Genomic DNA, 24,999 nt, shown 5'->3' with positions numbered 1-24,999 from the left:
ATTCGTCGAACTCCGCGAGGAATTTCGGGTCATCCTGCCGCTTTGAGCCTCGCTGTAGTATGCTCCCGCAGGTAGGCTGCGAACTCCGCGAGAGCCCCACCAAAAAATTTGCTACCAAAACGGATCGAGAAAACGTGACTGAGCTCAAGAACGATGTCTTCCTGCGCGCTCTGCTGCGCGAACCTGTCGATTACACCCCGGTCTGGATGATGCGCCAGGCTGGGCGCTACCTGCCCGAGTACCGCGAAACCCGCGCGAAAGCCGGCAGCTTCATGGACCTGTGCCGCAATCCAGAGCTAGCCTGCGAGGTGACCTTGCAGCCGCTGGAGCGCTTCCCGCTCGACGCGGCCATTTTGTTCTCCGACATCCTCACCATCCCCGACGCCATGGGCCTGGGGCTCTACTTCAGCGAGGGCGAGGGACCGGGCTTCGAACGGCCGGTGCGAAACAAGGAGGACATCGAGCGCATCAAGGTGCCCGACCCGGAACAAGAACTGCGCTATGTAATGGATGCCGTGGCCGTGATCCGCCGCGAGTTGAACGGACGAGTGCCGCTGATCGGCTTCTCGGGCGCGCCCTGGACTCTGGCGACCTACATGGTCGAGGGCGGCAGCACCAAGAACTTTGCACTCACCAAGGCGATGATGTTCGACCGTCCGGAGTTGATGCACGCCCTGCTCGGTAAGATCGCCGACACTGTGACGCTCTATCTCAACGCCCAGATCGCTCGCGGTGCCCAGGCGGTGATGATCTTCGACACCTGGGGTGGCGTGCTGAGCCCAGCGGATTTCCGCGAGTTCTCGCTGCGGTACATGGAGCGCATCGTTGAGGGGCTAACGCGCGAGGCCGATGGGCGCCGAGTGCCGGTGGTACTCTTCGCCAAGGGCGGCGGTCAGTGGCTGGACCGCATGGCCGAAACCGGCTGCGATGCCTTGGGCGTCGACTGGACCATGGATCTTGCCGACGCCCGCCGCCTGGTCAAGGACAAGGTCGCGCTGCAGGGCAATCTCGACCCTTGCACGCTGTATGCCTCGCCCGAGCGCATCGAGCGCGAAGTCGGCCGGGTGCTGGCGAGCTACGGCAGCGGCTCAGGGCATGTGTTTAACCTTGGCCACGGCATCCATCCGGATGTGAATCCCGAGCATGCCGCCGCCATGGTGAGCGCCGTGCATCAGCTCAGCCGGGCTTATCACGCCTGACGTTCATCCTTTGGGCACCACCCTAGCGGATGAAGCAGTTGTTTCACGGCAAATGACGGTCATCCGGGTGACATCTGGGGTTGGTGCGCTGACAACAGCGCACCAACCCCTAAAATTTTAGGCTCCTAAGCTATCAGGCGGCCAGATTGCCAATCACAACAATACCGGCATAAATGGCAAACAGCGGCAAGGCCAGTGCCAATGCTGCAAAACTGGCAATTCGTCCCGCAGATGGTTTTGTCACCGACAATGCGGCAAGAATTAGGGCAATGGCGCCAACAGCAAAGCCTGAGAAAAACAGCCCCTGGATACAGCCAGTTTGGCAGGCCCGGTCTTCAATCGGGATTCCTGACAGCAAAGTATTTCCGATAAAAACAGTGAGGGCCCAGCCGGCAACAGCCAGCACCAGAGCAGTGGGGGCGGCAACTTTCATTCGCGAGTATCCTCCTTATGGTGCGCGTATTTGAATGGCAGGCGAGCGCGTCAGTCTGAATGGTCACCGGCAGCGATGACGAGGCCCCGAGACCCGATCCGCCAGAGCCGGCCATGCGCATTTTAGCCAAAACTTGCGGGCAGCATCTCCGGCAACCTCTCAAAGATACCAGGAAGTTGCAGAAATTGGACCAGAGGGGCAGGATCAGGCACGAGCAAAGCCCCGACCCCAATTAGGCCGAGTAGCAGCAGAGACAGCGGCCAGGCGCGCAGACTGAGCGGTTTAATGGCGGTTCCAAACGAGCGCTTGACGCGATTGCCGAGCAGATCGACGCTGGCAATCTCATCCAGCACCAGGTGGGTGAGGTATCCGAGCAGAACGAAACCACCAACCAGCCAACTAAATGCAGGCTCGAAGGCAAACCAGCGATCTGCGCCGATTACCACGAACAGCGCGATGGCAAGGGCCATCAGCAAGGAATGAAAGCTGCCGCGATGGACGGTCAGTCGGGCAAAAAACAGCCGCAGCGGAAAATTGACCAAGAGCCAGACGCCCGCCCAGACCAGCGCGAGCTCCAACAGGCGGAAATGGTCTCTTAGACGGCTTGCAATGACAAAGCCAAGCACCAGCCCCAAGAGCCCAAAAAAGGCGCGCACTGGACGCGAGTCGTCCGCGTCAATGTCGGGCAGCAGACTGGCCGCTACACCCAAGGCCAACAACCATTGTGTCTGACTAAAATCCGCCAGCCCCTGGGTGTGAATGGCAAGCGCAGCGGTGCCCACCACGGCTGTGCCCACCCCAAGGTGCGTCTGAAAATTCGCCATCGGCCGCTCGGGCGCGGTTGCTTGAAAAAACCCGCGATCAGCCCGGATTACTAGCCAAATCCAGCCCCTGCCCGCGCGCGCCTGTTCACATTAGAATATTGCATACACTGGCGGCCCTGCGTCACTAACGCCCAGGTTAGCAGCCACCGCCAGGGATGAAACCCTCATTTCACGGAAAAGCGCTTTCCTGACGGGCGTCAATCTGCGGCAACAACCTCAATGACCACGTCACAGTCCAGATCCGCGTGCAGGCGCAAATTCACACTGAACTCACCGACTGCGCGCAGGGGGCCGTCGGGGAGACGCACCTCGCTGCGCAAGACCTCGATCTTGGCTGCCTCGCTCACCGCCTCGGCAATATCGGCCGTACCCACCGAGCCGAACAGTCGACCCTCCTCACCCGCTTTACGCCCGATGGTCACGCGCAGACTATCGAGCTTGGCCTTGCGCGACTCTGCCGCCGCCAGCGCCTCGGCTGCTTCGCGCTCAAGCTCGGCACGACGTTCCTCGAAGGCTTTGAGATTGTCTGCGGTCGCTGAGACAGCAAAACCACCCGGCAGCAGGTAATTGCGCCCGTACCCGGATCGCACGGAAACCTTATCGCCAAGCGCACCTAGGCCAGCGACTTTTTTGAGCAAAATGACATCCACAACAGATTCCTCTTGAATGAACAGAGCCAATGGGACGCGGCGCGAATGCAGCCGGCGCCCTCCGGCGCCTGATCAATGGCTATCGGTGTAAGGCAGCAGGGCCAGGTATCGGGCGCGCTTGACCGCGACAGCGAGCTGACGCTGATAACGAGCCGAGGTTCCGGTAATGCGACTGGGAACGATCTTGCCCGATTCGCTGATGAAAGACTTGAGCAGGTTCAGGTCTTTGTAGTCGATCTCGGTAATTCCCTCGGCAGTGAACCGACAATAGCGCTTGCGACGAAAAAAACGGGACATAATAGAATCCTCGTGACCAATGGGGTTCGCGATCACTGGCTGATCGCAACAAAAATAAAATCAGGGTATTTCAGATGAAGTTTGCAGTGCAGGCTGAAAAGAGCGTTAGCGCGGCGAACGAAGGTCGCGCCAGCTGGTCAATCTTCTCTGGTCGATCTTCCGTAAGGTTCGATCTCCAGCGTTCAATCTCCAGTGCCACGCTCTACTCCAGTGTCACTCTTCCTCTTCTTCCTCGCCTTCTTCATCCGATGAATCGTCGTGGCGGGGACGGCGCTCCGAGCGCTCGTCGCCCTGGTCAGAAGAGTCTTCATTGCCCTTGGCCAGCGGTGAAACCTCGGTCACGGGGCCATCGCGTTTGACAACCATATTCCGCAGGACTGCATCGTTAAAGCGGAAGGTGTTCACGAGTTCATCGAGCGCTTCCTGATCGCACTCGATATTCATCAGCACATAGTGCGCTTTATGCACCTTGTTGATCGGGTAGGCGAGCTGGCGCCTGCCCCAATCCTCCAACCGATGGATCTGGCCGCCGCGGCTTTCGATACCGCCGCGATAACGTTCGATCATGGCCGGTACCTGTTCGCTCTGGCTTGGATGAACCAGAAAAATTACTTCATAATGTCGCATGGAAGCTCCTTACGGATAGAAAGCCTCCCGATTCGATGGGTCTGGCAGAATGCGGCACCCAAGCTGGATCGGTGAGGCAAGGAGTGGTATGGGAAATTCAGCAAAGCCGTGCATTATCGCTGCTTTCCGCCGCGCTGTAAATCAGGATTTTTGCTGCGAGCGCGACAGTGGATCGCACGACAAGGGACGGCAGATCGTCAGAGCACACCAAGGCACTGCCGGAGTATCATTGGCCAACAGCAAGCCCCGGCATGGAGATGCAATCGCCTGACCGCCAACAGCGTCAGGCACCAGATGCCTGGGCTCTGCATCCATAGCGCACAACCCTCGGACCCTAGCCTTCAACCCATGTTCAAAGCCCTGTTCACTGCAACGGCGAGCCTATTGCTCGGCGGCTGCCTGGCCTCCTCCTCGCCCCAGATCGATTCACATGAGACTTACAGCGGCCCCTTAATCGCCGCCATCACGCCCATCGGCGGCCAAGTCGATCAGGTGAACGGATGGGTCTTGCGCCATAAGCTCGAGCAAGCATTGGCGGCACAGATTCGCGACGCCGGAATTTTTTCCGCAGTAGAGGAAATCCCCTCGGCGACGGCACCGAACGAGGCAGAAATCATCATCGAACCAAGTTTTTTTCAGCAGCCCGGTCTGGCCCGAGATACCGGGGCTGAACTCGCCTTACACCTTAGCGTGCGCAGCAAAACCAGCGGTGGCGTGACGCTTGATCGCGATTATCGCGTTCCCTGCGCCTCATGCGCACTCGGCACCTTGGACCCCAAGGCCATGCAGGCACTGGCCAAGGCCATCAATGGAGATCTAAAGCAGAAGTTCGGGACGCGCCGGGCAAGTTAGCCATGAGCGCACCCAAGGGTTTGAGCGGAGAAACTCAACGGTATTTGCGCAGGTAGTTCCACTCGTAGAAGCGCTTCATCCAGTGAAAAAGGCGCGAACTTGGCAACACCAGATTGTGCTTCTCGTTGCGCGCCACCAGCATAGCCTGGTCGTTGGCGTCGAGAATGCACAGCAGCTCAACCTTAAAGCCCGCCCTGGGTGACTCGCCACGCAGCTCGGCGGCAAGATTGCGCGCAGCGGCCCGAGCCTGGAGATCGGCCATATGAGCCTGCTTGGGCATCCAGTCCGGCCCTGGAAAGCTGCCGGAGTCGCCCGCGACATAGACCCGCTCGACGCCAGGTACCCGGCAATGCGAATCGGCTTGTAGCAGTCCGCCAGGGGAACGCGGCAGCGAGCTGTTGTCGAACCAGGCATTGCCTGTCATACCAGGCATGAAGACGATCAGATCGGCATCAAAGCTGCCGCCCTCGGTCGTGACCTGGTGCTCATTGAAACCCTTAAGCGCTTGGCCCAGGTGGGTTTCAATGCCAACACGCGCCATCTCCGCGAGCAGTTTGTCCACCGCCTTGGGCCCAAGCCGATTACCAGGCCGGGGCGCGGGCGTGAAAAACACCAGCTTGAAGCGATCCCGCCGTCCCTCGGCCCGTAATTGGCGGTCGAGCCCAAACAGGAACTCAAAAATCGGCCCGCCGCGCATGGACGAGGGCTCTTTGGGGTTTCCGGAAAAGCCCATCGCCACGGTGCCGCCGTCCATGGATTTGAGCCGGTCGCGGATTTTCTCCGCTGCGGCAATCCCCTCACAGGGAGTGATGGCATGCTCAATGCCAGGCAGCTTCTTGATAAAGCGCCCACCGCTGGCGATGATCAGGCCGTCGTTCTCGACTGGGCCAGCGGTGGTTTCGAGTACCCGGCCGTTGTCGCTCAGCCCGGTGGCCTCGGCTGCATGGTGAGACACGCGCATGCGCTTGAAAAAAGGCCCCAGATCAATGCGCAGTTGCTCGGCGCTACGCAGTCCGGACGGAATCCAGATCAACCCGGGCAGATAGACGAACTCGGGCCGCGGGCTTACCAGGGTAATCTCAGCATCGACCGCTGATTTACGCAGCCATTGCGTGGCTGTTAGTGCGCCAAAGCCAGAACCAACGATAGTGATGCGCTGGGCTGCCATGGTGGCCTCCTGTCAGTCAGGGGTTCAGTTGTCAGCCAGCCTCGAAAGCTCAACCTCGAAGGCCTCGTTGACACGATCACGCAACTCTTTGCCGGGTTTGAAGTGCGGCACATGCTTGCCCGAGAGCGCCACCGAGTCGCCGGTCTTGGGATTGCGCCCGACGCGCGGTGGCCGATAATGCAGGGAAAAGCTGCCGAAGCCGCGAATTTCAATACGCTCGCCAGTGGCTAGGGCGGTACTCATGCACTCGAGGATGCAACGCACTGCGAGCTCTACATCCTTGTAGGCCAGATGGCTCTGTCCATCGGACAGTGCCTCGATCAGCTCGGATTTCATCATAGCGGATAATCTTCCATCCTTGGCGGGGCGACTGGACTCCAGCGCCCGCCATAATCGCTGAATCAGGGATTGAGGGTCACAGAAGCGTCAATCCCTCTGGGCTTCCTCCATCTGCTGTTTCAGAATGTCGCCAAGAGTCGCGGTGCCGGCCTGCGCCTCGCTGGCGTAGCCTTTAATGGCTGCCTGCTCGTCGGCGCTATCCTTAGCCTTGATCGACAGCGAAATGGTGCGATTCTTGCGATCCACACCGACGAACTTGGCCTCGACTTCCTCATCGGGCTTAAGCACTGAACGCGCATCCTCGACGCGATCACGGGAAATCTCAGAGGCGCGCAGATAGCCCTCGACACCCTCGGTCAGCGCGATGGTTGCGCCCTTGGCATCGACCTCAATGACCGTGCCTTTGACGATGCTGCCTTTTTCATGCAGTCCGACAAAACTGGAGAAAGGATCTTTATCAAGCTGCTTCACGCCAAGGGAAATGCGCTCGCGTTCCGGATCGACCGAGAGCACGACCGTCTCGAGTACATCGCCCTTCTTGTAGTTGCGCAGCGAGTCCTCGCCGGTCTCGTCCCAGGAGATGTCCGACAGATGCACCAGACCATCGATACCGCCGTCGAGCCCGATGAAGATGCCGAAGTCGGTAATGGACTTGATCTGACCGCTGACGTGATCGCCCTTCTTGTGGGTAGCCGAGAACTCGTCCCAGGGATTGGTCTGACACTGCTTGACGCCAAGGGAGATGCGGCGGCGCTCCTCGTCGATGTCGAGCACCATGACCTCGACCTCGTCGCCCAGTGATACCACCTTGCTCGGATGGATGTTCTTGTTGGTCCAGTCCATCTCGGAGACGTGCACCAAGCCTTCCACGCCCTCTTCGATCTCGACGAAGCAGCCATAGTCGGCGATGTTGGTGACCTTGCCGAATACGCGAGTGCTTTCCGGGTAGCGACGCGCAATATTGACCCAAGGGTCCTCGCCCATCTGCTTGAGGCCCAGGGAGACGCGCTGGCGGTCGCGGTCGAACTTGAGCACCTTGACCATCACCTCTTGGCCAATCTCGACCACCTCGGACGGGTGCTTGACCCGACGCCAGGCCATATCGGTAATGTGCAACAAGCCGTCGATGCCGCCGAGATCCAGGAAGGCGCCATAGTCAGTCAGGTTCTTGACCACGCCCATCAGCTCGACGCCTTCCTCGAGCTTATCAAGCAGCGCATCGCGCTCGGCGCTGTATTCTTCCTCAACCACTGCGCGGCGCGAGACCACGACGTTGTTGCGCCGCCGGTCGAGCTTAATGACCTTGAACTCGAGATCTTTGCCTTCCAGATAAGCGGTATCGCGCACCGGGCGCACATCGACCAGGGAGCCGGGCAGAAATGCACGCACGCTGCCAAGCTCGACCGTGAATCCGCCCTTAACCTTGCCGTTGATCATGCCAGTGACAGTCGCGCCATCGTCAAAGGCCGTTTCAAGCGTATCCCAAGCGGCGAAGCGCTTGGCCTTCTCGCGCGACAGACGGGTGACACCGAAGCCGTCCTCGACTGCGTCGAGCGCGACCTGGACATCGTCGCCAATGGCCACCTCGAGTTCGCCCTCGGGGGACAGGAACTGGCTGCGAGGGATGATGCCCTCGGACTTGAGGCCGGCATTGACAATCACCGCATCTCCGGTGATGTCGACGACCTGCCCGGTAATGATGGTGCCGGGCTGGAGTTGGGTGTTAGTCAGGCTCTCTTCAAAGAGGTCGGCAAAGCTTTCGGTCATGAGCGTGGAAGTTCCCGGCGTTCTCGCCTCGCTCCGGCGGTTGATGGCTATTCGTGCGCACCAACACGTTCACGGAGGGTTAGGTTAAAAAAACTAGCCGGCGGGCACAGCCGCCGGCGACGATACAATCCTTATGGGCTATCAAAACGCAAAATAGCGCGCACCCGCGTGGCATTGGCGCCAGCGGAACGCGCCGAGCGCATCAGCACAGCGAAGGCAGGGAGCGGCGCACCGCATCCATTACTTGAGCGAAGACGGCATCAACGGACATCGTCGTCGTATCGATGACAATCGCATCGCCCGCAGCGGCCAGCGGACTCAGCGCCCGCTGCTGATCCCGCCCATCGCGCTCGCGCAGGTCATCGACCAAGTCGGCAAGGTTAGCATCCACACCTTTGTCATTCAACTGTTTATAGCGCCGGTTCGCGCGTTCGTTCAGGCTCGCGTCCAGATAAAACTTCAGCGCGGCCGTCGCAAAGACCACTGTGCCCATGTCACGACCGTCCGCCACCAGCCCCGGCGGTCGCGCGGCATCGCGCTGCCAGCCAAGCATGGCGGCGCGCACTCGCGCATGGCGCGCGACCCGCGAGGCGGCCGCAGCGACAGTTTCGGTGCGAATATCAGCGGAAATATCGCTGCCCTCAAGCAGCAGGCGCTGCCCGGAGAAGGTTAGATCAAGCCCTTGCGCGAGCCGACCCAGCGCCTCCCCATCATCAAGATCGACCCCAGCGGACGCGGCGGCAAAACCAAGCCCCCGGTACAGCGCGCCACTGTCGAGCAAATGCCAACCCAGGCGCTCGGCCAGCATGGCGGCGATGGTGCCCTTGCCGCAACCGGAGGGTCCATCAATGGTGATCACCGGAGCTTGGCGCCCAGCCCCCAACTGCGCAGACATCAGCCGTAACGCTCGACAATGCCAAGCCCGGCGCTGGCCGCCAGACTGGCGAAGCCGGGAAAGGACGTATTCACATTGGCACAGTCGCGCACCTCAATGGGGGCGCTCGCGCGCAGCGCCGCCATTGCAAAAGCCATGGCCACGCGATGATCGCCATGACTGTCGACACTGCCGCCCTGCAAGGCTCCGCCTTGAATGCGCAGCCCGTCAGGCAGCGCCTCGGCCTCAATCCCGAGCACCCGCAGCCCGTCAGCCATCGTCTGAATGCGGTCGCTCTCCTTCACCCGCAACTCCTCTGCGCCGCGTAGCAGAGTCTCACCCTGAGCGCAGGCGGCAGCGACAAAAATGGCCGGGAATTCATCAATGGCCAGGGGCACCAGATCGGACGGAATGCGAATACCCTTCAGCTCGGCTGAGCGCACTCGCAGGTCCGCCACCGGCTCGCCCCCCTGGTCGCGCGCATCAACGAGCGTGATATCGGCACCCATCGCCTTGAGAATGTCGATGACACCGGTGCGGGTTGGATTCACGCCAACACCAGTCAATGTCAGCTCGCTGTTGGCGGCGATACTGGCTCCGACTAGAAAAAACGCCGCTGAGGAGATATCACCCGGTACAGCAATGGCCGTGCCGGTCAGACGCTGCCCGCCCCGCACGCGAATGCAGGCACCATCCTGATCCACCGCGCAGCCCAGCGCGCCCAGCATTCGCTCGGTATGATCGCGAGTGGGCGCCGGCTCGATCACAGAGGTCTCCCCGCTGGCGTAGAGACCGGCCAGCAGAAGACTTGATTTCACCTGCGCGCTGGCCACCGGCATGGCGTAACGGATGCCGGTGAGCCCCACGGCCGGTTGAATGTGCAGCGGCGCAGTTCCCTCGGGGCTGGTCGCGATGCGCGCTCCCATTTGAATAAGCGGATCGGTCACGCGCCGCATGGGTCGCCTGGTCAGAGAGGCATCGCCGATCAGTTCGCTCGCGAAATACTGCCCACTGAGCAGCCCCGTCAGCAGCCGCATGGAGGTGCCAGAGTTGCCCATGTCAAGCGGCGTCCGCGATGGCCGCAGACCATGCAGGCCAACACCCTGCACCTGCAAACACCCCTGGTCCGGCCCCTCAATCTCGACTCCAAGCTGGCGCAGCGCCTTGAGCGTGGCAAGACTGTCGGCCCCTTCAAGAAACCCGGAGATGCGGCTTTCACCATCGGCGATGGCGCCCAACATCACCGCCCGGTGAGAAATCGATTTATCCCCAGGCACAGCAAAGCAACCGCCAAGCTTCCCGCCCGGGGCCAGATCAAAGCGCAGTTCATGCTGAGCCGTCACCGGGATCGCGCTCCTGAAAAAAATGACGAAACCGCCTGATGCCGTGCCGGATGCCACGGAAAGACATTGCCGATGGATGTCCCCGCCGCAAGGCCCGATACCAGAGGCTCATAGACTGGTAATGACCGCACGCGCATGGTCCCGCTCACCCCGAAAAGTGATGCCGTTGTCTCTCGGTAAAGCCCATTCACGCTCATAGTCCAGACCACCCCGTGCGAATGAATCCATGTGATTCAGGTCAACCCGATAAAAATAGCGGATTACCCCGCTCCTGTAAACGCGCGACGCGGCAGCAGCCGCCCACAGGCCACCTCCAGCGCGCGGAAGGAGCAGCCCAAGCCATTCCTGATAAGATGCCACAAAACCAAGCGATGACAGATTGCTGACCGGCTGGCCTGGGTCAAACCTGCCCAGCGGACAGCCCCGGACGCATCGATTGGACCTTCATCAAACCCGACCGGAAATCACCACAGGATCACGATGTTCAGAATCTCCGCCCAAAACCGCCCGTTTATGCTTGCGTTAGCGGCCAGCTTGCTGGTTTTGCAGCCCACAGCTTTCGCCACCGAAGCACCACCCGCGCCAACGCGCATTAGCTTAAGTTGCGTTGAACAGCCCACGCGGCAGGTCAGCTTCGATGGGCAAGGCCAGGTCAGCTATACCGAGGTCGCAGCGGAAAACCAAGAACCCATCACCCTGACAATCATCAAAACCAGCCCGGGAGAGGCTTACAACATCGAGCCCGCCCGCATCGAGAGCAGTGCCGCCTGGCTGAATCGCGCCGAGGCGGTATGGTCACGGGAAACCCAGGTCGACGCCGATAACGGTCGCCTGCGCATCGATCTTAGCAATAACCAACTCTATATCACTGAGGCCGAGGCCGACGGCAACGCACATTTTCGCCGCTTCCACTGCGAACCGGTGGTCGCGGATGAAGCGACTGGCACAACTGCTCAGTAACAGCGATCCCCACCCTGACCAATGGATTCCGAAAACCAGAGTCAAAGCCTGATCGCCCGCCGCTTTCGCGGTTTTTTGCCGGTGGTGGTCGATTTAGAAACGGCCGGCTTCGACCCCCAGCGCCACGCACTGCTCGAAATTGCGGCAATTGTTATCAACATGGATCACGCGGGTTGGCTCGAGCCCGGGCCAACCATCGCCTGTCACGTTTCGCCCTTCGTGGGGGCCGAACTCGACCCGCGGGCGCTCGCCTTTAATAAGATCGACCCCTACCACCCCTTCCGCGCTGCCATTGCCGAAAGCGATGCGATCAAACAGGTCTTGAACCCGGTGCGCAAGGCAGTCAAGTCAAGCGCCTGCAACCGCGCCATTCTGGTCGGTCACAACGCACATTTCGACCTCGGGTTTTTGAAAGCCGCCATCGAGCGTACCGGCTTCAAGCGCAACCCCTTCCATGCCTTCAGTGTGCTCGACACTGTCTCCCTGGCGGGGCTGACATACGGCCAGACCGTGCTTGCCAAAGCGGCACGCGCCGCCGGACTCGACTGGGACGACAGCGAAGCACACTCGGCCATTTACGACGCCGAACAAACCGCCCGGCTGTTCTGCCGCATCGTCAACCAATGCCGCGAACGCGGTTTGCCCGAAGGTGCATAGTCCCGGCCACCCCGGACAATGAATCCATGTCATTCACGCGAAGGTTCCCAGCTCACAGGTTCACAGTCCCAACCAAGAGACTTCAATGAAAACGCTTGAGCGAGCCAACCCCTCGCGCGTTCAGCCAGCCTCGGGTTGTTTCGCTGCCGCCGCTTCCATCATCGATTTCAGCTCACCCGACTGATGCAGCTCGAGCGTGATGTCGCAGCCACCGATCAGCTCACCAGCAACATAAATCTGCGGGAAGGTCGGCCAGTCCGCGTAGCGCGGCAGATTCTCGAAAATCTCCGGATCTTGCAACACATTCACAAAGGCAAAAGGCACGCTGCAATCCGATAGCGCCTGAGCCGCACGCATCGAAAAACCACACTGCGGAAATTGCGGCGTCCCCTTCATATAGATCACTACCGGGTTACCCTTCACTTGCTGGTCGATTCGTTCAAGAACATCCATCCGGATTACCTCATTGCGATTTATCACCGCTTCTCAGATCGGGCCAAGGGCCGGATGAATCAAGCGGCGTAGCAGCCGCGAAACGGATGTGCCACCAGCCCCCATGCCCAAGCACGGCGCGATTTCGATGCGTGATAAGGATGTAGCGAAATCTCTGCCACTTGACGATCCACAGATACGCAAGCATAAAAACATCCCTCGCGATCCCCCGCAAGAGCCGAAATGTTATGATTTCGCGCTAAAGGTATCAACAACCATCGCAAAGAGGTTTGCTCCATGAACGTCGGTCGAACCGCCCTGCACTCTTGCGTTTCGATCCTTTTCGCGCTCTTCTCCATAAGCGCGATTGCCGAGAACGACTATCCACGCCCAGAGAAGTATCTCGATCAAGGTGATCCCGCTGGCTATACCCTGGCCGCCCGGAATTTTCTGGAAAAGCAGCCGAATTCCGGCCTGGCGCCGCGCGTGGCCTTTGATCTGTTGATGGTCGCAACGGTATTCCAAAACCAACCACAAGTCGAAAAGATGCAAGAATTGTTGGCTTTGGATTACCCCCAAAGCCTTCAAGCACGCTATTTTCGCTCCACATTTGCCAACGCCAGCGACTATCGCCAATTGCTCTCCGGATTGATTGACGAATTCTCTCGGGAGCAAAGCCCCACATTTCCGGAACACTTTACCCAGGGTATGGGGGCCGCCATGGATGACTTTGGCGATCAGCTCCTCGACGATCCCGATTTTCTGCTGAAATCGGTGTACCTGCTCGAAGCCGCCGGGGAAGTTAGGGAAAAGAAGGATCTCTTGGCGCGCCTCAAGCCCATGCTTGATCAGCTTGATCAGGACGATGATCTGGCCCAAATCGCTGCGCTCGCCGCAGATAGCCAACAAAGTAAGTCGAAAAAAGCCATCGCGCTGCACGATTTCTCTCATAACCAGGCGGCGCAATTTCTGCGCGACCTGCTTCTTTTTCAGATGACAGAGGATGAACGGGAAGAGCCGGCCATCCGCCAGATTTCCGCAGAAGCGTCCATTCAGGACAAGAAATTCGCCGACGCCCTCGCCCTTCTCGAGCGGCAGCCTCTCTCCGAAGACGGGGACAAGATCATCTTTCAGCGCGCCTGGTCCCATGCCGCCCTTGGCCAGCCCGATAACGCCCGGGAACTTCTCGCTCAACTCGAAGCGGGCTATCCAGACAGCCCATGGCTTGCACCGGCGCGAGAGCTACAGGAGGCCATGGAGCAATACGACTCCCGACTGGAAGTCTTTACCGACGCGCTGATCGGCGCTGCGGGGGCCCTTGCGGAGCTGGAGGCGCTCGAAGGAACGCTGCTTTACACTCGGGCGCCAACCAATACCCCCATCACCGCCTATGTGGCCATGGACATCGGGGGAAACTCCTTTGAGACGCAACTGCGTCGCTCGGAGGAACTGGAGTTGGCCTACAGAACAGCTCCGGAGGGAGCCATCCTGTACACCAAAGGCGAAAAAGTACTTCGTCGCACCTCGGAACCGGGCCCCGTGCCCTCGTTCAAGGTGGATTTGCAGCCCAGCCCCGAGGGCGGGTTCAGCTTTAGCCTTTCTGCAAATCTGGTCAATGACGTCGACGACCTTGTCCGGAACAACCGCTCACTGCTGGAGTCACCATTTCTCACCACCCGCGAGGGCGCTGCCGAATTGCTGAACTACTTGCAACAATCCGGATTTCTGCTCGGCAAGGTGGGGCAAAGGGACGGCCAAACCACCCTGAAGCTGCTGCTTCCCGACGCCCGCGATCCGGAGGCCATGACCTCAGAAATCTTCCACATCAACGCGACCGGGCAACTTGTCGGACTTGCCATCGGTGATATCGAAGTCCGGAACATGCACTACGGCGAATCTGAATCCATGACCTTTTCCCCACCTGAATGGCCGCCGCTGGATACTGTCATGACCAAGGAATTCAGCGCCGGATTATTCTTCAGCATCATCGAGAACATGGCGCAACTGTTCATGGCGCCGAGCGAGAACTGAGGCAAATTCCGAGATTGGACGGGGCGCCATGCTGAACGGATGGCCGCTACCCGAACTTGAACCGCCTATCCATCCATCGATCTGAGGAATCACTATGAGACTCTTTCGCTTCCTTCTCGTTATCCACGTTATTGCAGCCATGCCGGTACAGGCCGATGACCAAGCCATCGGCGAGATCCGCAGTTATTACAACAAGATCAGCTCGGAGATCACGCGCTGTAACCACAGTGCCAAGTTGAGCGAACAACAGGATTCCACGGCTTGCCGTCTCTACCTGATCGAGATCTCGGAAAACCAGCTCAACGCACCCGTAGCCGTGGTCGGCATCTATCAGCGGACGATTCGGCGCTGGTACGACCTTTCCGGCTCCTCGGGAACCGAAGGCAATAGCTACGAACCCAATGCGCAAACCTTGGTGCGTGTCGAGATCAAAGGCGAGCGCTCGGCTGTCAACTGGTACGAGGAGTATCTCTACAAGGGTGGCAAGCCCCTGTTTTATTTCCGCAAGAGCGACTTCGGCGAGTATCGCTATTATTTTGACAACGATGCGCTTGTCCAATTCACGGAAAAGGGCCGTCCCGAAGCCTTCGAGGACGACCGCTACAGCATGCAACAGGAGGACTGGCGGCAGGTTCTGAACGACGCCCGGTGTCAGCAGCAAAGTGATCTGTCTGCTGAGGCTTGCTCGAACTCAAATCAACAAACTGCCACCGTCCAAGAGCCTGGGACTAATCTCTGTGATTCCGCCAACTCCGCCGTACCCGAAGATCTCAAAATGCCGGAGACGGAGCACTCCCTCGACAAGGCCCTGGCCGCCACAGATTTTCTTCAGCGCGAAATCCTCGGTCATCTGACAGACTTTGAACTAGGCAATACCCCCAAGAGCTGCCAGCCACCTGATTGTATTGCAGGGATTCCATGGGAGATGCTCAACATCGGCGCCCCAAACGCCATAATGACGCTACGAGGCACCTTGCTGAAGCTCCAGGCACGCTATCTCTCAGAGCGCTCTCGCAACAACCCGGACGAGATACCCGAGGAAGCCGCGCAGCGGGCTGTGGAGACGTATTGCACCTTCTTGAATAAAGGCCCCTTTGCGGATTGAACCAAGGCCCCAACCGGGCCTCATTCATCAGCGATTCACCAACTTTCTGTCGTTGAGTCCGAGCCCATGAAACCACTGACTCTATGCGCGATCTGCGTCTGCATTGGCCTCAGCATCCATTCCGCCGCAGCACAGGGCCCGACCAAAAGGCTCGACATTGTCGACTGCTTTGAGCTAATGCCGCAGTGGATCTTCGCCGACTGGTGGCACCCCTTCGCGAAGATCGACGAACTCAAGACCGAGATCCGCAGGGCCGCGACACACCCGGCCAGTCACTTCACCCTCGACGTGCCGAACGGCTACCTCCACTACCCGGCGGATGACGGCGGAGAACGCTGCGAGATGACGACCGCCCTCTTCCGGCAACCCGATGGCGGCGCCCTGATCGCCATGGAGTGCAGGGAGACATGGGAAGTGCTGGAGCAGGACATTCTCCCCACGCACCCAGAGCTGCGAAACGCGACCGGCGACCCCTACGCCACCGACACCCTGCGCTGGTTCGCCGTCGACGAGACGGGCTGGACCGAGGTGACGGACAGCATCATGCCCGAGCCCCAAGGCAAGGACCTGCGCTACACACTGCCGAGGCACGGAACGACCATTCTGCTCTTTCGTCGCGGCGAGACACAACCATTCCGCAAGTGGGAACGAAGCGGGAGCGGATTCCGCGCTCTGGCAATCCAATAAAGGAAAACAGTCCACCACAAACGAGCGATCTGCGAACCGCCCCCATCTGCGGGGAGCGGGACGCTTGATAAAGAATCGGGGCGAAACGGAATGGACTTCAGTTTCCTTCACGCATGCCTAATAGACATGGCTTTTGAGCTGTTTTGGGCCGGCCAGCGCGAGCCGGAGTTCGAGTTCGGTCAACGCGTCGCTCGGTAGCTACTACCTTCTAAACCGCCTACCCGGCGGAATACCTAGCCTCCTGTTGTGCCAGATCGGCCTCGACCTTCTAAACCGCCTACCCGGCGGAATACGTCAACGGCAGCGGCGTCGCCCTGGTGTTCCGCTTCTAAACCGCCTACCCGGCGGAATACATCGGCAAAAGCCTGATGGACGGATTGGTGTCCTTCTAAACCGCCTACCCGGCGGAATACGCACGGGGTGGGCGCCAAGTCTGTGTTGCGTTCTTCTAAACCGCCTACCCGGCGGAATACGGACCGCTGCCGGTATCGAGCGCGGCGGTGGTCTTCTAAACCGCCTACCCGGCGGAATACATGACGGCATCGAGGGCGGCGCGCAGGGTGGCCTTCTAAACCGCCTACCCGGCGGAATACATGCGCTGGTGTTGCAGGCGGTGGCCGTCGGTCTTCTAAACCGCCTACCCGGCGGAATACGTCGCCGCTACCCTGCTTAATGTTCCCGGTAGCTTCTAAACCGCCTACCCGGCGGAATACGCCTGCTTGTGCAAGTGCGCTCGGCTTTGTTCCTTCTAAACCGCCTACCCGGCGGAATACGTGATCTTCCGTCAATCTGAACTGACGTGTAACTTCTAAACCGCCTACCCGGCGGAATACTTCCTCCATCTGGGCGCGCCTCTCTGGGCTCACTTCTAAACCGCCTACCCGGCGGAATACGAGTGCAGACTAAATCCCGATGCGCGCTTGACCTTCTAAACCGCCTACCCGGCGGAATACCAAAGTCAATAAGAAAAACTCAACGCCTGTCGCTTCTAAACCGCCTACCCGGCGGAATACATGGTGAGTTCGCGCATCTTGATAAGCTCACCCTTCTAAACCGCCTACCCGGCGGAATACTCTTTGACGATTGTTGCGTCGGCCGGCTCGTACTTCTAAACCGCCTACCCGGCGGAATACGCCGACAAACAATTCCGTGTGCCAGACTAGCACTTCTAAACCGCCTACCCGGCGGAATACGTCATCCCATATGGGCATTGCCGCGTCGAAGTCTTCTAAACCGCCTACCCGGCGGAATACAGGGTTGCGCCGAAGGTGCTGATGCCGTGCGCCTTCTAAACCGCCTACCCGGCGGAATACATGTGCGAGTCATCCGCTCGCACTACCTTGACCTTCTAAACCGCCTACCCGGCGGAATACTTGCTGGCGACGCTCGTTTTGGGCGTGGCCTTCTTCTAAACCGCCTACCCGGCGGAATACTTAAGGTACTTCCATGGAGTGTTTGTACTGGGCTTCTAAACCGCCTACCCGGCGGAATACACATAAGGCGTGCCTTGTGCGGCGTATGTGACCTTCTAAACCGCCTACCCGGCGGAATACGTTGGCGCGACCATTGAAGTGGTATTCAGCTCCTTCTAAACCGCCTACCCGGCGGAATACAGCACCAAAGTCATTCGATTGAATAACAGCCTCTTCTAAACCGCCTACCCGGCGGAATACATAGGCTGGCACGCCCGCACCGATCAGCGCACCTTCTAAACCGCCTACCCGGCGGAATACGTGTCAGTATCCATGCGCGTGTTTTGCGCGATCTTCTAAACCGCCTACCCGGCGGAATACGATAGCGCGTAGATCATGGATCGTGCGCTTACCTTCTAAACCGCCTACCCGGCGGAATACGCGATAACGCTCAATCGCCTCAATCCCATCGCCTTCTAAACCGCCTACCCGGCGGAATACGAACGCCCATCACCCACGCCGGTGGAGCCCCACTTCTAAACCGCCTACCCGGCGGAATACGCATTCGGTGAGCGGAATCCCGTCCGCGTTCACTTCTAAACCGCCTACCCGGCGGAATACCCAAGGCTCAATGATGCGCATTGCATCGGAGTCTTCTAAACCGCCTACCCGGCGGAATACGGGCTATCAGTGCATCAACGGCTTGTTCTGGTCTTCTAAACCGCCTACCCGGCGGAATACGCACCATTAGCCGCATTCAGCGCATCTTGATACTTCTAAACCGCCTACCCGGCGGAATACTCTATGATCAGGTGTCTCCAATGATTTCTATACTTCTAAACCGCCTACCCGGCGGAATACGCACCGAAAGCCGCTGTCGGAGAGCAGCGCGACTTCTAAACCGCCTACCCGGCGGAATACGACATGCCTGGCGCCGATGTTCCAGAGATGGGCTTCTAAACCGCCTACCCGGCGGAATACGACAACTGGCGCTGGCCGATCTCTTGGGCTGTCTTCTAAACCGCCTACCCGGCGGAATACGTCTTGTTCTGGAGCTTCCAGACGTTGTAGATCTTCTAAACCGCCTACCCGGCGGAATACCTCGGCTTTTGCGGTATCCGGGTCGACTGTGTCTTCTAAACCGCCTACCCGGCGGAATACTCGGGCCACAACTGCCGGAGGATTGCGAGTGACTTCTAAACCGCCTACCCGGCGGAATACGACGGCATCGACGCCCTGGCCGAAACCGCGACCTTCTAAACCGCCTACCCGGCGGAATACGCTCGCCAGGGGTCAGCAGACTGTCGATCAGCCTTCTAAACCGCCTACCCGGCGGAATACACTTCTCGAAAAGAGAGCGCTGACTGCTTGTACTTCTAAACCGCCTACCCGGCGGAATACGCTGTCATTATCCTGACAACGATTCTGGGGGTCTTCTAAACCGCCTACCCGGCGGAATACGTGCTTGACGAGGTGTGGCGTCTGTGGCCTGCCTTCTAAACCGCCTACCCGGCGGAATACCTCAGAAACAAACCCAGGCCCGTAGTCATCCGCTTCTAAACCGCCTACCCGGCGGAATACGATGTCTCCGGGCAGCTTAGGCGGGTGCCAGGCTTCTAAACCGCCTACCCGGCGGAATACAAATGCGCGGTCAATGAACTGCGAGAGAGCCTCTTCTAAACCGCCTACCCGGCGGAATACGTCTCCTAGTGCGTAATGGATGCGGCGATCATCTTCTAAACCGCCTACCCGGCGGAATACTTTCCGTGAAGTTGATTTAACGGCTCTCCCCTCTTCTAAACCGCCTACCCGGCGGAATACGATTGATGCGCCGCCATGCAACGCGCATCCATCTTCTAAACCGCCTACCCGGCGGAATACGCGCGCTTCCCGCAGTCGCGCACCGATGCCCTCTTCTAAACCGCCTACCCGGCGGAATACAATGGGAGCGGCACAGAATCGGTGCCGTTCGGCTTCTAAACCGCCTACCCGGCGGAATACTCGCTAAACTCTTTTTTCTTTACCCCCTTATACTTCTAAACCGCCTACCCGGCGGAATACGGTTTGTTTCGGATGTTGTTCAACCGAATCATCTTCTAAACCGCCTACCCGGCGGAATACTTGTAGTGGTTGGCGGTGCCCTGGCTGTAGCTCTTCTAAACCGCCTACCCGGCGGAATACTGGTGGCGCCGGGGCTGGCCGATGCACCGACACTTCTAAACCGCCTACCCGGCGGAATACGCCCTGGAGCTGGACGCGCTGGCCGCCCACCTCTTCTAAACCGCCTACCCGGCGGAATACTCAGGTCCAGGTCGTCACTCGGGAAGATGACACTTCTAAACCGCCTACCCGGCGGAATACGCTCAGCGAATACAGCGCCAGAAGATGGAACACTTCTAAACCGCCTACCCGGCGGAATACAACGGCAAAGCGCCGCAGGCTTTAGACCAGCGCTTCTAAACCGCCTACCCGGCGGAATACAGGGGCTCCGCTGTCGTGGGTCTTGGGCGTTCCTTCTAAACCGCCTACCCGGCGGAATACTCGACAAAAATACTCCTGAAACACTGCAAGATCAGCACTTTACCGAATCACAGCGGAACAACCCTTCGTTTCGAGTCGCCCGCGTAATCCATTGATTCTATGAGGGCTCTAGCGCAAGAGACTTGACGAAGCTGAAAACCTCATCAACCGCTCCTGAATCGTGCACACTCTCAATAAGCTGAGCGCGCATGTCCCGGTCTTTCGATTTTTCGTTTGCACCAACAGCAAAAGCCGTCGGCATTACCCAAGCGTCTTTGATCAAATCTGCAATATCGAAAACAAGTGCCCCACGGCGAGTTTTGCCGTGGAGTAATGGTAACGAAAAACTGATCCCTAGCGCATTAAGTATCATTGCGGCATACCCATAGGCAATATAGTTACCGTGATCAAGGAAGCTATTGACGCGCGCAGCACTATTGTCTGTTTCTCCAGCGCCTTCGTTACGCGCAAAATTATTGATTCGGTATGTTGCCGCTAGCTTCGCATACAAGTGTTTTGCCCACTCTGCTTCAGCAAGAAGTAATTCTTGTGTGTTTTCCGCAGCAATAATACGCTTCAAGAATGTCTCCACTCGGCTTTTCGGCAACTCTACAGACAAGGCTTTAAGTACGATATTGCTAGACCACGCATATTGTGCATAATGGACCCGTTTTGATAGCAGCCTCTTTGCCATTGCAAGACGGTCAGATTCCTCAAACCAGGATCGCACCCACCCCTGCATAAATTCAGTGGGGCGATATTCGCTCTGCGGGACCAAAAAAACAGGGTCTAACGTCGCAAATTGTGGCGAACCACCGCTGCCGCAAAAGCCGAGGATGACGTTTGATTCAGCAAGACGGCGAACAGCCGCGTCAGTAATTGATGTACCTTTCCCGAGGAGAAGGAACATTGTATTGCGTTCAGGGAGGTTAAAGTATTGTTCTACATCTTCTCCTGTATCTGTTAGATAAAGAATACGTCCATCCTTTTGGATTACACGTGCATGCTCGAGGTAGAACACGTTAGCGCGTTTTGACAGCAAGATTTGGCGCGGCTTTGCCGGATTATGGGCAGTCACTGGCAAGAACTCTAGTCTAGTAAAGGGAGCGCAAATGGGCGTGTTGCAACAGACAATCCATACGAATCTGGCTCGCAAGAGTCTGCTAACGATCCTTCTGCGTCATCCGCGACAGAAACATATAAGCGAAACTCCTGTCCAGTAGACCCGCTACGCATATTGAACCATGGCATTTGCTCTGCCTCTGCTTCTCGCATTCGGCGCAAGCGAAGGGTTCCTTTGTAGTCGCGCTCTTGCTTCCGCGACTGGATTCGATATCGCGAGTAACGCCGGTAAGGGCCGCTATAGTCTTGTGGAACGTTAGCGATGTCTGAAAAACGCACCGGTAATTCACGTAATCGATACGCGAGGCGCTCGAGGTCGCCACTTTTTTCAGCAAAAATTCGCAACCGCCCCCTTCCAACGCGCGGATGGTCGGGAAGGGCAAGCGCATACTGCCCCGGCGTTTCACGGAAAATCCCGTGCATTTCTCGTAATGCGCGCGAAGCGACCCGCATTAGTTTTTCGCGCCGTTCCTCTGGTGCGACATCAAAAAAGGCCTTTGGACGCATCATGCTTCCCCGTCTTTTTGCCCTGATAGAACACCGCCGCGAATGAGGATCGCAATCATAAATTGGCCCTCTGGAGAGTTCGGTTCTAGCTCGTTAAACCGGCGCGCATATTCAAAAGCTGATGTTTTTTTGTCGCGGAAGAAATCTTGCGCATCAAGGTTAGCGCCCATCGGCTCGACAGGAATCGGTCGCTGATGATGAGAAAAGCTGGGGTACCATGTGTCGATCGTCCGAAGCGCATTACTTAGCTTCTGGTCTCGCAGTGCCGCGTGCCCCATTGGTCGAACGGTGTCGAGATGAATCAAGCGGTCGGTACGCGCAGGATCGACGGGAGAAACAAAATACAGTGGACGCGCAAATCCCTTTGGTTTGCTGTCAAGGTAATTTTGTGAAGGAAAGACCTCGACCCCGCCTAGAATCCCTAAATCCACGTCAGCAGTAACAACCATGGCGCAATCTGTTTCCCCCTGCAGGCCGGAAACAATCCGCTCGGCGATCTTCTGCTCTAAGTCAGACACATTATCAAAGTTATTTAGCGGGACGGTTAGAGCATCAGCAAAACCAAGAAGGTTCTTATCATTATCAGATACCGCAATGGTGATGCCGTTTGCCATTGTGCGATTACGCCAGAGCCAGCGCCCATTCACGATGTTGCGCGCCATGCGCTCCGCGACATGGCGAAGACCTTCAGATGATTTGGCGCGCGCGATAAAGTTTTCCGCGCTTTCTCGATACTGCCGCACTTCAGCAACATCCTGGCCTTTGGCGCCAGCGACCGCAAAAATCGATTCTTCAAGGTCGATGTAGCGCAAACCAAAACGCACAACCAGGCGTGTGGTGTCGGCATCGATCTTTGCACTCTCAGTGATCTGGATATTCGACACATCTCGCGCCGCTTCTTTGGTCGTGCTATCAACGGCGGCTGGCTCATTGGACTGCTCAAACAGCATTCGCTGTTCAGCACTTGTTTCGCCCGCCTTCGCTTTTCCTTTTTTTGTTTTCCCCTCTGCGACGTTTTGGGTGCCGCGAATGCCATGACGAATCACCATAACCGGCTCTTCTGCGCCGTCTGCTTTGCGGCTGTAAAATAGTCCGTCGCTGATGGCGAGGCATCTCTGAATAGAGATAACACCTGGCAGTTTTGTGAAAATCGGCGGTAAAAGTGTAGTCATTAGAAGTCTCCTAAATCTGCGAAACCGTTAAGATATCCGATTGAATCCATTTTGGACGCCATAAAGGGATTAGACCATTTTGATATTGGCGAACTGACACATACTGAGTGAGCCCGATCATTGGTTCTACGAACGCGTGAAGAGGTAAAGTGCAAGCGTCGTCATCAAGCATCCTCACGCCTTGCCGTTCCTGAAATTCTGTGAGTGCGGCATAACCCAGTACCGCAGGTGTCAGCCAAGAAACGGGCATGCCTCGATGTGGTAGGGTGTCAGACGCGGTACTTTGAGCGGACGACGCCTCCAATGCCAGCGCTTTTAATAGCGCATCAAGCGGGTCCGGTTCTCGCTCCATCAGATCGCGGCGCTCAATAAGCCAATAGCGCGGCCCGGCTGGCAACCCCGAGAGAGGGTCATCACCAGGGGCTTTTTGGGAAATCCGGCCATGCCTGATGATCGTGCCGCCTGCCAATCGGCCGCGCTGTAAAAAGCGCTCGACTTCCGGGAGATCAACCTGGCCCTGCACTTCCAGTAGAAGAGAAACGCGCAGGTGCAGTGACGCAGTAGGCTGTGAAGACAAGGCCGTTTTGTTTGACGATGAATAATCAGATTTATTGATGAATGTGGCGCCGCGCCGTTGTTGTGGCTTAAAATCAAAAAATCCTTTGGTGCCCGGCCCCTCTCCAAGCATCTGGGCAGAATGATGAATAATCCCTGTGCCGGTGATCTTGCAATCAATACGGCGGCCAAGGGCGTGGGCCAACTGGGTTGCTGCGAAAACAGGAGCAGGGCTAATCAATCCAAAACATGCACTTGCGTTGGCGTGCAGCACATCTAAATTTGGAAGTAGTAAATACGTCAAACCAACACCTCCTCAATCCATTGCGCAAGCGTTTCTGATGATGTGATATCGAAATCGAGCAAGCGCTGCCGGCCTGCAGTTCGATAATCGGAAATTGTTTCGGAGATGGCCCAAGCGGTTCGGTAAGCCCAATCGCCATCGCGCAACGAGGGGTCAATTAAGCCGCACACGGTAGCGGGGACCTGGGGGGAAACGAGGGGATTGCCCTGGTGGGGGAGGCGCTCGCGGTGCGCAATCAGGGCGCCATAGGCATGCTCGGCACGCGAAAGGATGTCCTGAGCAATACTTTTAATCAGCGCTTCTTCTTGTGCCCGTCGATTGCTATTGGATAACAACTCGCCGCCGCTGGATGCGCGCTGGGCAATATGCCAAGCATGGTAATTGCGCATTTTTTCTTTGTTCGGGACTAGGGAAATCCCGCGATGGTAATAACGCAACGCCTCCCTGGGGTGATGCCCGCCGCTTGGGGCGAAAAATACCAGCGGGCGCTGCGCTGCGCGCGCTCTCCCTCCGATGTTTTGCGGATTTGACCCGCCGTAGCCCATGTAAGCACGCTTCAGTGTTTTCCGTTTCGATGCGGACTGTTCCTCGTTATGGGCATTGATTCTCCCATCCAGGATTTCACACAGGCCAGCCGATCCCAACGGGGTCACTGCAACGTATGTCCCATCTTTTTCCACCAAGAGCTGGCGTGCGCGGATCGAGATGCTATCTACCGCGACATCAAGCCCCGTGGTGTTCACCTCCCGCATCATTTCTCGAATCCACTCGGCTTCGTCATCGGATGGTGGGGAGGCATCACCGCGCTCAAAAGCCATGATTTGCTTCAGCATGGTCGGAAACCAGGCTGAGCGAATCGCCACGTAATCAGTGCCGATGGTGTACCCATGTTCAAGCATGGTGCGACCACAGACATACGGCAAATCGAGAGACTGCTCAGGACTGAGTCGTACGCCGGCGGGCGAGGCATTTGAATTGGTCAGTTTTTGCGAAAAGTGGATCAGCGACCGACTGAACTCTTGGTACTGCTCGCAACTGAATGGCCTCCATGTCCATGTGGGCGCGGTACGCTCCGCCATAAAATTCTCCTTCTATAGGGCAGTTAGTTGTGATAAGTTTACCGGATGAGCACGTAAAGTCAAGGCTGTTTTACCGCCTACCC

At 57.9% G+C, this 24,999-nt stretch carries 23 protein-coding genes and 1 CRISPR repeat array; of the genes, 7 read left to right on the top strand and 16 right to left on the bottom strand.

The window, feature by feature from the left end:
- Positions 1-134: 134 nt before the first annotated feature.
- The gene (hemE, locus tag Thiofri_RS10790) at positions 135-1,199 is read left to right on the top strand and encodes a uroporphyrinogen decarboxylase (RefSeq protein WP_040858474.1); all 1,065 of its coding nucleotides are present in this window, start codon (positions 135-137) and stop codon (positions 1,197-1,199) included.
- A gap of 133 nt (positions 1,200-1,332) precedes the next feature.
- Here the strand turns inward: hemE and Thiofri_RS10785 are convergent, their stop codons facing one another.
- The 5 genes from Thiofri_RS10785 to rpsF form a co-directional block, all read right to left on the bottom strand.
- Positions 1,333-1,632, bottom strand: a complete 300-nt coding sequence (locus Thiofri_RS10785) for a hypothetical protein (protein ID WP_009151408.1) — start codon at positions 1,630-1,632, stop codon at positions 1,333-1,335.
- Positions 1,633-1,754: 122 nt separating this feature from the next.
- Positions 1,755-2,456 carry a metal-dependent hydrolase gene (locus Thiofri_RS10780; RefSeq protein ID WP_009151407.1) on the bottom strand — a complete coding sequence of 234 codons (702 nt, stop codon included), beginning with the start codon at positions 2,454-2,456 and terminating at the stop codon, positions 1,755-1,757.
- A gap of 197 nt (positions 2,457-2,653) precedes the next feature.
- Positions 2,654-3,106, bottom strand: coding sequence for a 50S ribosomal protein L9 (gene rplI, locus Thiofri_RS10775; protein ID WP_009151406.1), 453 nt, complete (start codon positions 3,104-3,106; stop codon positions 2,654-2,656).
- A 72-nt stretch (positions 3,107-3,178) separates the two neighbouring features.
- A complete protein-coding gene (gene rpsR / locus Thiofri_RS10770; protein WP_009151405.1) occupies positions 3,179-3,403 on the bottom strand; it encodes a 30S ribosomal protein S18 in 225 nt (74 codons plus the stop codon).
- A gap of 213 nt (positions 3,404-3,616) precedes the next feature.
- Positions 3,617-4,030, bottom strand: a complete 414-nt coding sequence (gene rpsF / locus Thiofri_RS10765; protein WP_009151404.1) for a 30S ribosomal protein S6 — start codon at positions 4,028-4,030, stop codon at positions 3,617-3,619.
- Between the two features lie 348 nt (positions 4,031-4,378).
- Here rpsF and Thiofri_RS10760 point away from each other — a divergent pair, with 348 nt between their 5' ends.
- Positions 4,379-4,882 carry a hypothetical protein gene (locus tag Thiofri_RS10760; protein ID WP_040857655.1) on the top strand — a complete coding sequence of 168 codons (504 nt, stop codon included), beginning with the start codon at positions 4,379-4,381 and terminating at the stop codon, positions 4,880-4,882.
- A 34-nt stretch (positions 4,883-4,916) separates the two neighbouring features.
- On the opposite strand, the gene Thiofri_RS10755 is transcribed toward Thiofri_RS10760, so the two are convergent.
- The 5 genes from Thiofri_RS10755 to aroA all read right to left on the bottom strand — a co-directional run bounded on the left by Thiofri_RS10755 (position 4,917) and on the right by aroA (position 10,373).
- Complete coding sequence (locus Thiofri_RS10755; RefSeq protein ID WP_009151402.1) at positions 4,917-6,050, bottom strand: NAD(P)/FAD-dependent oxidoreductase; 1,134 nt, start codon at positions 6,048-6,050, stop codon at positions 4,917-4,919.
- 24 nt (positions 6,051-6,074) lie between these two features.
- Positions 6,075-6,389 (bottom strand): integration host factor subunit beta, encoded by a 315-nt coding sequence (gene ihfB, locus Thiofri_RS10750; protein ID WP_009151401.1) that lies wholly within the window; start codon positions 6,387-6,389, stop codon positions 6,075-6,077.
- An 87-nt stretch (positions 6,390-6,476) separates the two neighbouring features.
- Positions 6,477-8,156, bottom strand: a complete 1,680-nt coding sequence (rpsA, locus tag Thiofri_RS10745) for a 30S ribosomal protein S1 (protein ID WP_009151400.1) — start codon at positions 8,154-8,156, stop codon at positions 6,477-6,479.
- A gap of 202 nt (positions 8,157-8,358) precedes the next feature.
- Positions 8,359-9,051: a (d)CMP kinase gene (gene cmk, locus Thiofri_RS10740; RefSeq protein WP_009151399.1), complete on the bottom strand. Its 693-nt coding sequence runs from the start codon at positions 9,049-9,051 to the stop codon at positions 8,359-8,361.
- Positions 9,051-10,373, bottom strand: coding sequence for a 3-phosphoshikimate 1-carboxyvinyltransferase (aroA, locus tag Thiofri_RS10735; RefSeq protein ID WP_009151398.1), 1,323 nt, complete (start codon positions 10,371-10,373; stop codon positions 9,051-9,053). The genes cmk and aroA overlap by 1 nt, the downstream gene beginning before the upstream one ends.
- 480 nt (positions 10,374-10,853) lie before the next feature.
- Between aroA and Thiofri_RS10730 the strand changes: the two genes are divergently transcribed.
- Together Thiofri_RS10730 and rnt are read left to right on the top strand one after the other, a co-directional pair.
- On the top strand, positions 10,854-11,333 hold the full coding sequence (locus Thiofri_RS10730) for a hypothetical protein (RefSeq protein ID WP_009151397.1): 480 nt from the start codon (positions 10,854-10,856) through the stop codon (positions 11,331-11,333).
- Positions 11,334-11,354: 21 nt separating this feature from the next.
- Entirely contained in the window at positions 11,355-11,990 is a 636-nt protein-coding gene (gene rnt, locus Thiofri_RS10725) for a ribonuclease T (protein ID WP_009151396.1), read from the top strand.
- Positions 11,991-12,110: 120 nt separating this feature from the next.
- On the opposite strand, the gene grxD is transcribed toward rnt, so the two are convergent.
- The gene (gene grxD / locus Thiofri_RS10720) at positions 12,111-12,443 is read right to left on the bottom strand and encodes a Grx4 family monothiol glutaredoxin (RefSeq protein WP_009151395.1); all 333 of its coding nucleotides are present in this window, start codon (positions 12,441-12,443) and stop codon (positions 12,111-12,113) included.
- A 465-nt stretch (positions 12,444-12,908) separates the two neighbouring features.
- Here grxD and Thiofri_RS10715 point away from each other — a divergent pair, with 465 nt between their 5' ends.
- The 3 genes from Thiofri_RS10715 (at position 12,909) to Thiofri_RS10705 (ending at position 16,245) form a co-directional block, all read left to right on the top strand.
- The gene (locus Thiofri_RS10715) at positions 12,909-14,453 is read left to right on the top strand and encodes a tetratricopeptide repeat protein (protein WP_223296844.1); all 1,545 of its coding nucleotides are present in this window, start codon (positions 12,909-12,911) and stop codon (positions 14,451-14,453) included.
- Positions 14,454-14,547: 94 nt separating this feature from the next.
- Positions 14,548-15,558 (top strand): hypothetical protein, encoded by a 1,011-nt coding sequence (locus tag Thiofri_RS10710; RefSeq protein ID WP_009151393.1) that lies wholly within the window; start codon positions 14,548-14,550, stop codon positions 15,556-15,558.
- Between the two features lie 66 nt (positions 15,559-15,624).
- Positions 15,625-16,245 (top strand): hypothetical protein, encoded by a 621-nt coding sequence (locus Thiofri_RS10705; protein ID WP_009151392.1) that lies wholly within the window; start codon positions 15,625-15,627, stop codon positions 16,243-16,245.
- A gap of 205 nt (positions 16,246-16,450) precedes the next feature.
- Positions 16,451-20,198: a CRISPR direct-repeat array (repeat unit 28 nt; unit sequence CTTCTAAACCGCCTACCCGGCGGAATAC).
- Positions 20,199-20,295: 97 nt separating this feature from the next.
- Here the strand turns inward: Thiofri_RS10705 and cas1f are convergent.
- The 5 genes from cas1f to Thiofri_RS10680 are packed head-to-tail and all read right to left on the bottom strand — an operon-like array spanning position 20,296 to position 24,916.
- Positions 20,296-21,255, bottom strand: coding sequence for a type I-F CRISPR-associated endonuclease Cas1f (gene cas1f / locus Thiofri_RS10700; RefSeq protein WP_009151391.1), 960 nt, complete (start codon positions 21,253-21,255; stop codon positions 20,296-20,298).
- 11 nt (positions 21,256-21,266) lie between these two features.
- On the bottom strand, positions 21,267-21,809 hold the full coding sequence (locus Thiofri_RS10695; protein ID WP_083848592.1) for a type I-F CRISPR-associated endoribonuclease Cas6/Csy4: 543 nt from the start codon (positions 21,807-21,809) through the stop codon (positions 21,267-21,269).
- The gene (gene csy3 / locus Thiofri_RS10690) at positions 21,806-22,978 is read right to left on the bottom strand and encodes a type I-F CRISPR-associated protein Csy3 (RefSeq protein WP_009151389.1); all 1,173 of its coding nucleotides are present in this window, start codon (positions 22,976-22,978) and stop codon (positions 21,806-21,808) included. Before csy3 ends, Thiofri_RS10695 begins: the two co-directional genes overlap by 4 nt.
- 10 nt (positions 22,979-22,988) lie before the next feature.
- Entirely contained in the window at positions 22,989-23,837 is an 849-nt protein-coding gene (locus Thiofri_RS10685; protein WP_009151388.1) for a type I-F CRISPR-associated protein Csy2, read from the bottom strand.
- Complete coding sequence (locus Thiofri_RS10680; protein WP_009151387.1) at positions 23,834-24,916, bottom strand: hypothetical protein; 1,083 nt, start codon at positions 24,914-24,916, stop codon at positions 23,834-23,836. Before Thiofri_RS10680 ends, Thiofri_RS10685 begins: the two co-directional genes overlap by 4 nt.
- Between the last annotated feature and the right edge of the window lie 83 nt (positions 24,917-24,999).

The organism is Thiorhodovibrio frisius, from assembly GCF_033954835.1.
Taxonomy (GTDB): Bacteria; Pseudomonadota; Gammaproteobacteria; order Chromatiales; family Chromatiaceae; genus Thiorhodovibrio; species Thiorhodovibrio frisius.
This window is presented reverse-complemented; position numbering and strand designations above follow the sequence as displayed.

Excerpts from the sequence above, each read along its gene's own strand:
- Thiofri_RS10785 (WP_009151408.1), bottom strand. The coding sequence starts at position 1,632 with ATGAAAGTTGCCGCCCCCACTGCTCTGGTGCTGGCTGTTGCCGGCTGG.
- Thiofri_RS10780 (WP_009151407.1), bottom strand. The coding sequence starts at position 2,456 with ATGGCGAATTTTCAGACGCACCTTGGGGTGGGCACAGCCGTGGTGGGC.
- rpsR (WP_009151405.1), bottom strand. The coding sequence starts at position 3,403 with ATGTCCCGTTTTTTTCGTCGCAAGCGCTATTGTCGGTTCACTGCCGAG.
- rpsF (WP_009151404.1), bottom strand. The coding sequence starts at position 4,030 with ATGCGACATTATGAAGTAATTTTTCTGGTTCATCCAAGCCAGAGCGAA.
- Thiofri_RS10760 (WP_040857655.1), top strand. The coding sequence starts at position 4,379 with ATGTTCAAAGCCCTGTTCACTGCAACGGCGAGCCTATTGCTCGGCGGC.
- Thiofri_RS10755 (WP_009151402.1), bottom strand. The coding sequence starts at position 6,050 with ATGGCAGCCCAGCGCATCACTATCGTTGGTTCTGGCTTTGGCGCACTA.
- ihfB (WP_009151401.1), bottom strand. The coding sequence starts at position 6,389 with ATGATGAAATCCGAGCTGATCGAGGCACTGTCCGATGGACAGAGCCAT.
- rpsA (WP_009151400.1), bottom strand. The coding sequence starts at position 8,156 with ATGACCGAAAGCTTTGCCGACCTCTTTGAAGAGAGCCTGACTAACACC.
- cmk (WP_009151399.1), bottom strand. The coding sequence starts at position 9,051 with ATGTCTGCGCAGTTGGGGGCTGGGCGCCAAGCTCCGGTGATCACCATT.
- Thiofri_RS10730 (WP_009151397.1), top strand. The coding sequence starts at position 10,854 with ATGTTCAGAATCTCCGCCCAAAACCGCCCGTTTATGCTTGCGTTAGCG.
- rnt (WP_009151396.1), top strand. The coding sequence starts at position 11,355 with ATGGATTCCGAAAACCAGAGTCAAAGCCTGATCGCCCGCCGCTTTCGC.
- grxD (WP_009151395.1), bottom strand. The coding sequence starts at position 12,443 with ATGGATGTTCTTGAACGAATCGACCAGCAAGTGAAGGGTAACCCGGTA.
- Thiofri_RS10710 (WP_009151393.1), top strand. The coding sequence starts at position 14,548 with ATGAGACTCTTTCGCTTCCTTCTCGTTATCCACGTTATTGCAGCCATG.
- Thiofri_RS10705 (WP_009151392.1), top strand. The coding sequence starts at position 15,625 with ATGAAACCACTGACTCTATGCGCGATCTGCGTCTGCATTGGCCTCAGC.
- Thiofri_RS10695 (WP_083848592.1), bottom strand. The coding sequence starts at position 21,809 with ATGATGCGTCCAAAGGCCTTTTTTGATGTCGCACCAGAGGAACGGCGC.
- csy3 (WP_009151389.1), bottom strand. The coding sequence starts at position 22,978 with ATGACTACACTTTTACCGCCGATTTTCACAAAACTGCCAGGTGTTATC.
- Thiofri_RS10680 (WP_009151387.1), bottom strand. The coding sequence starts at position 24,916 with ATGGCGGAGCGTACCGCGCCCACATGGACATGGAGGCCATTCAGTTGC.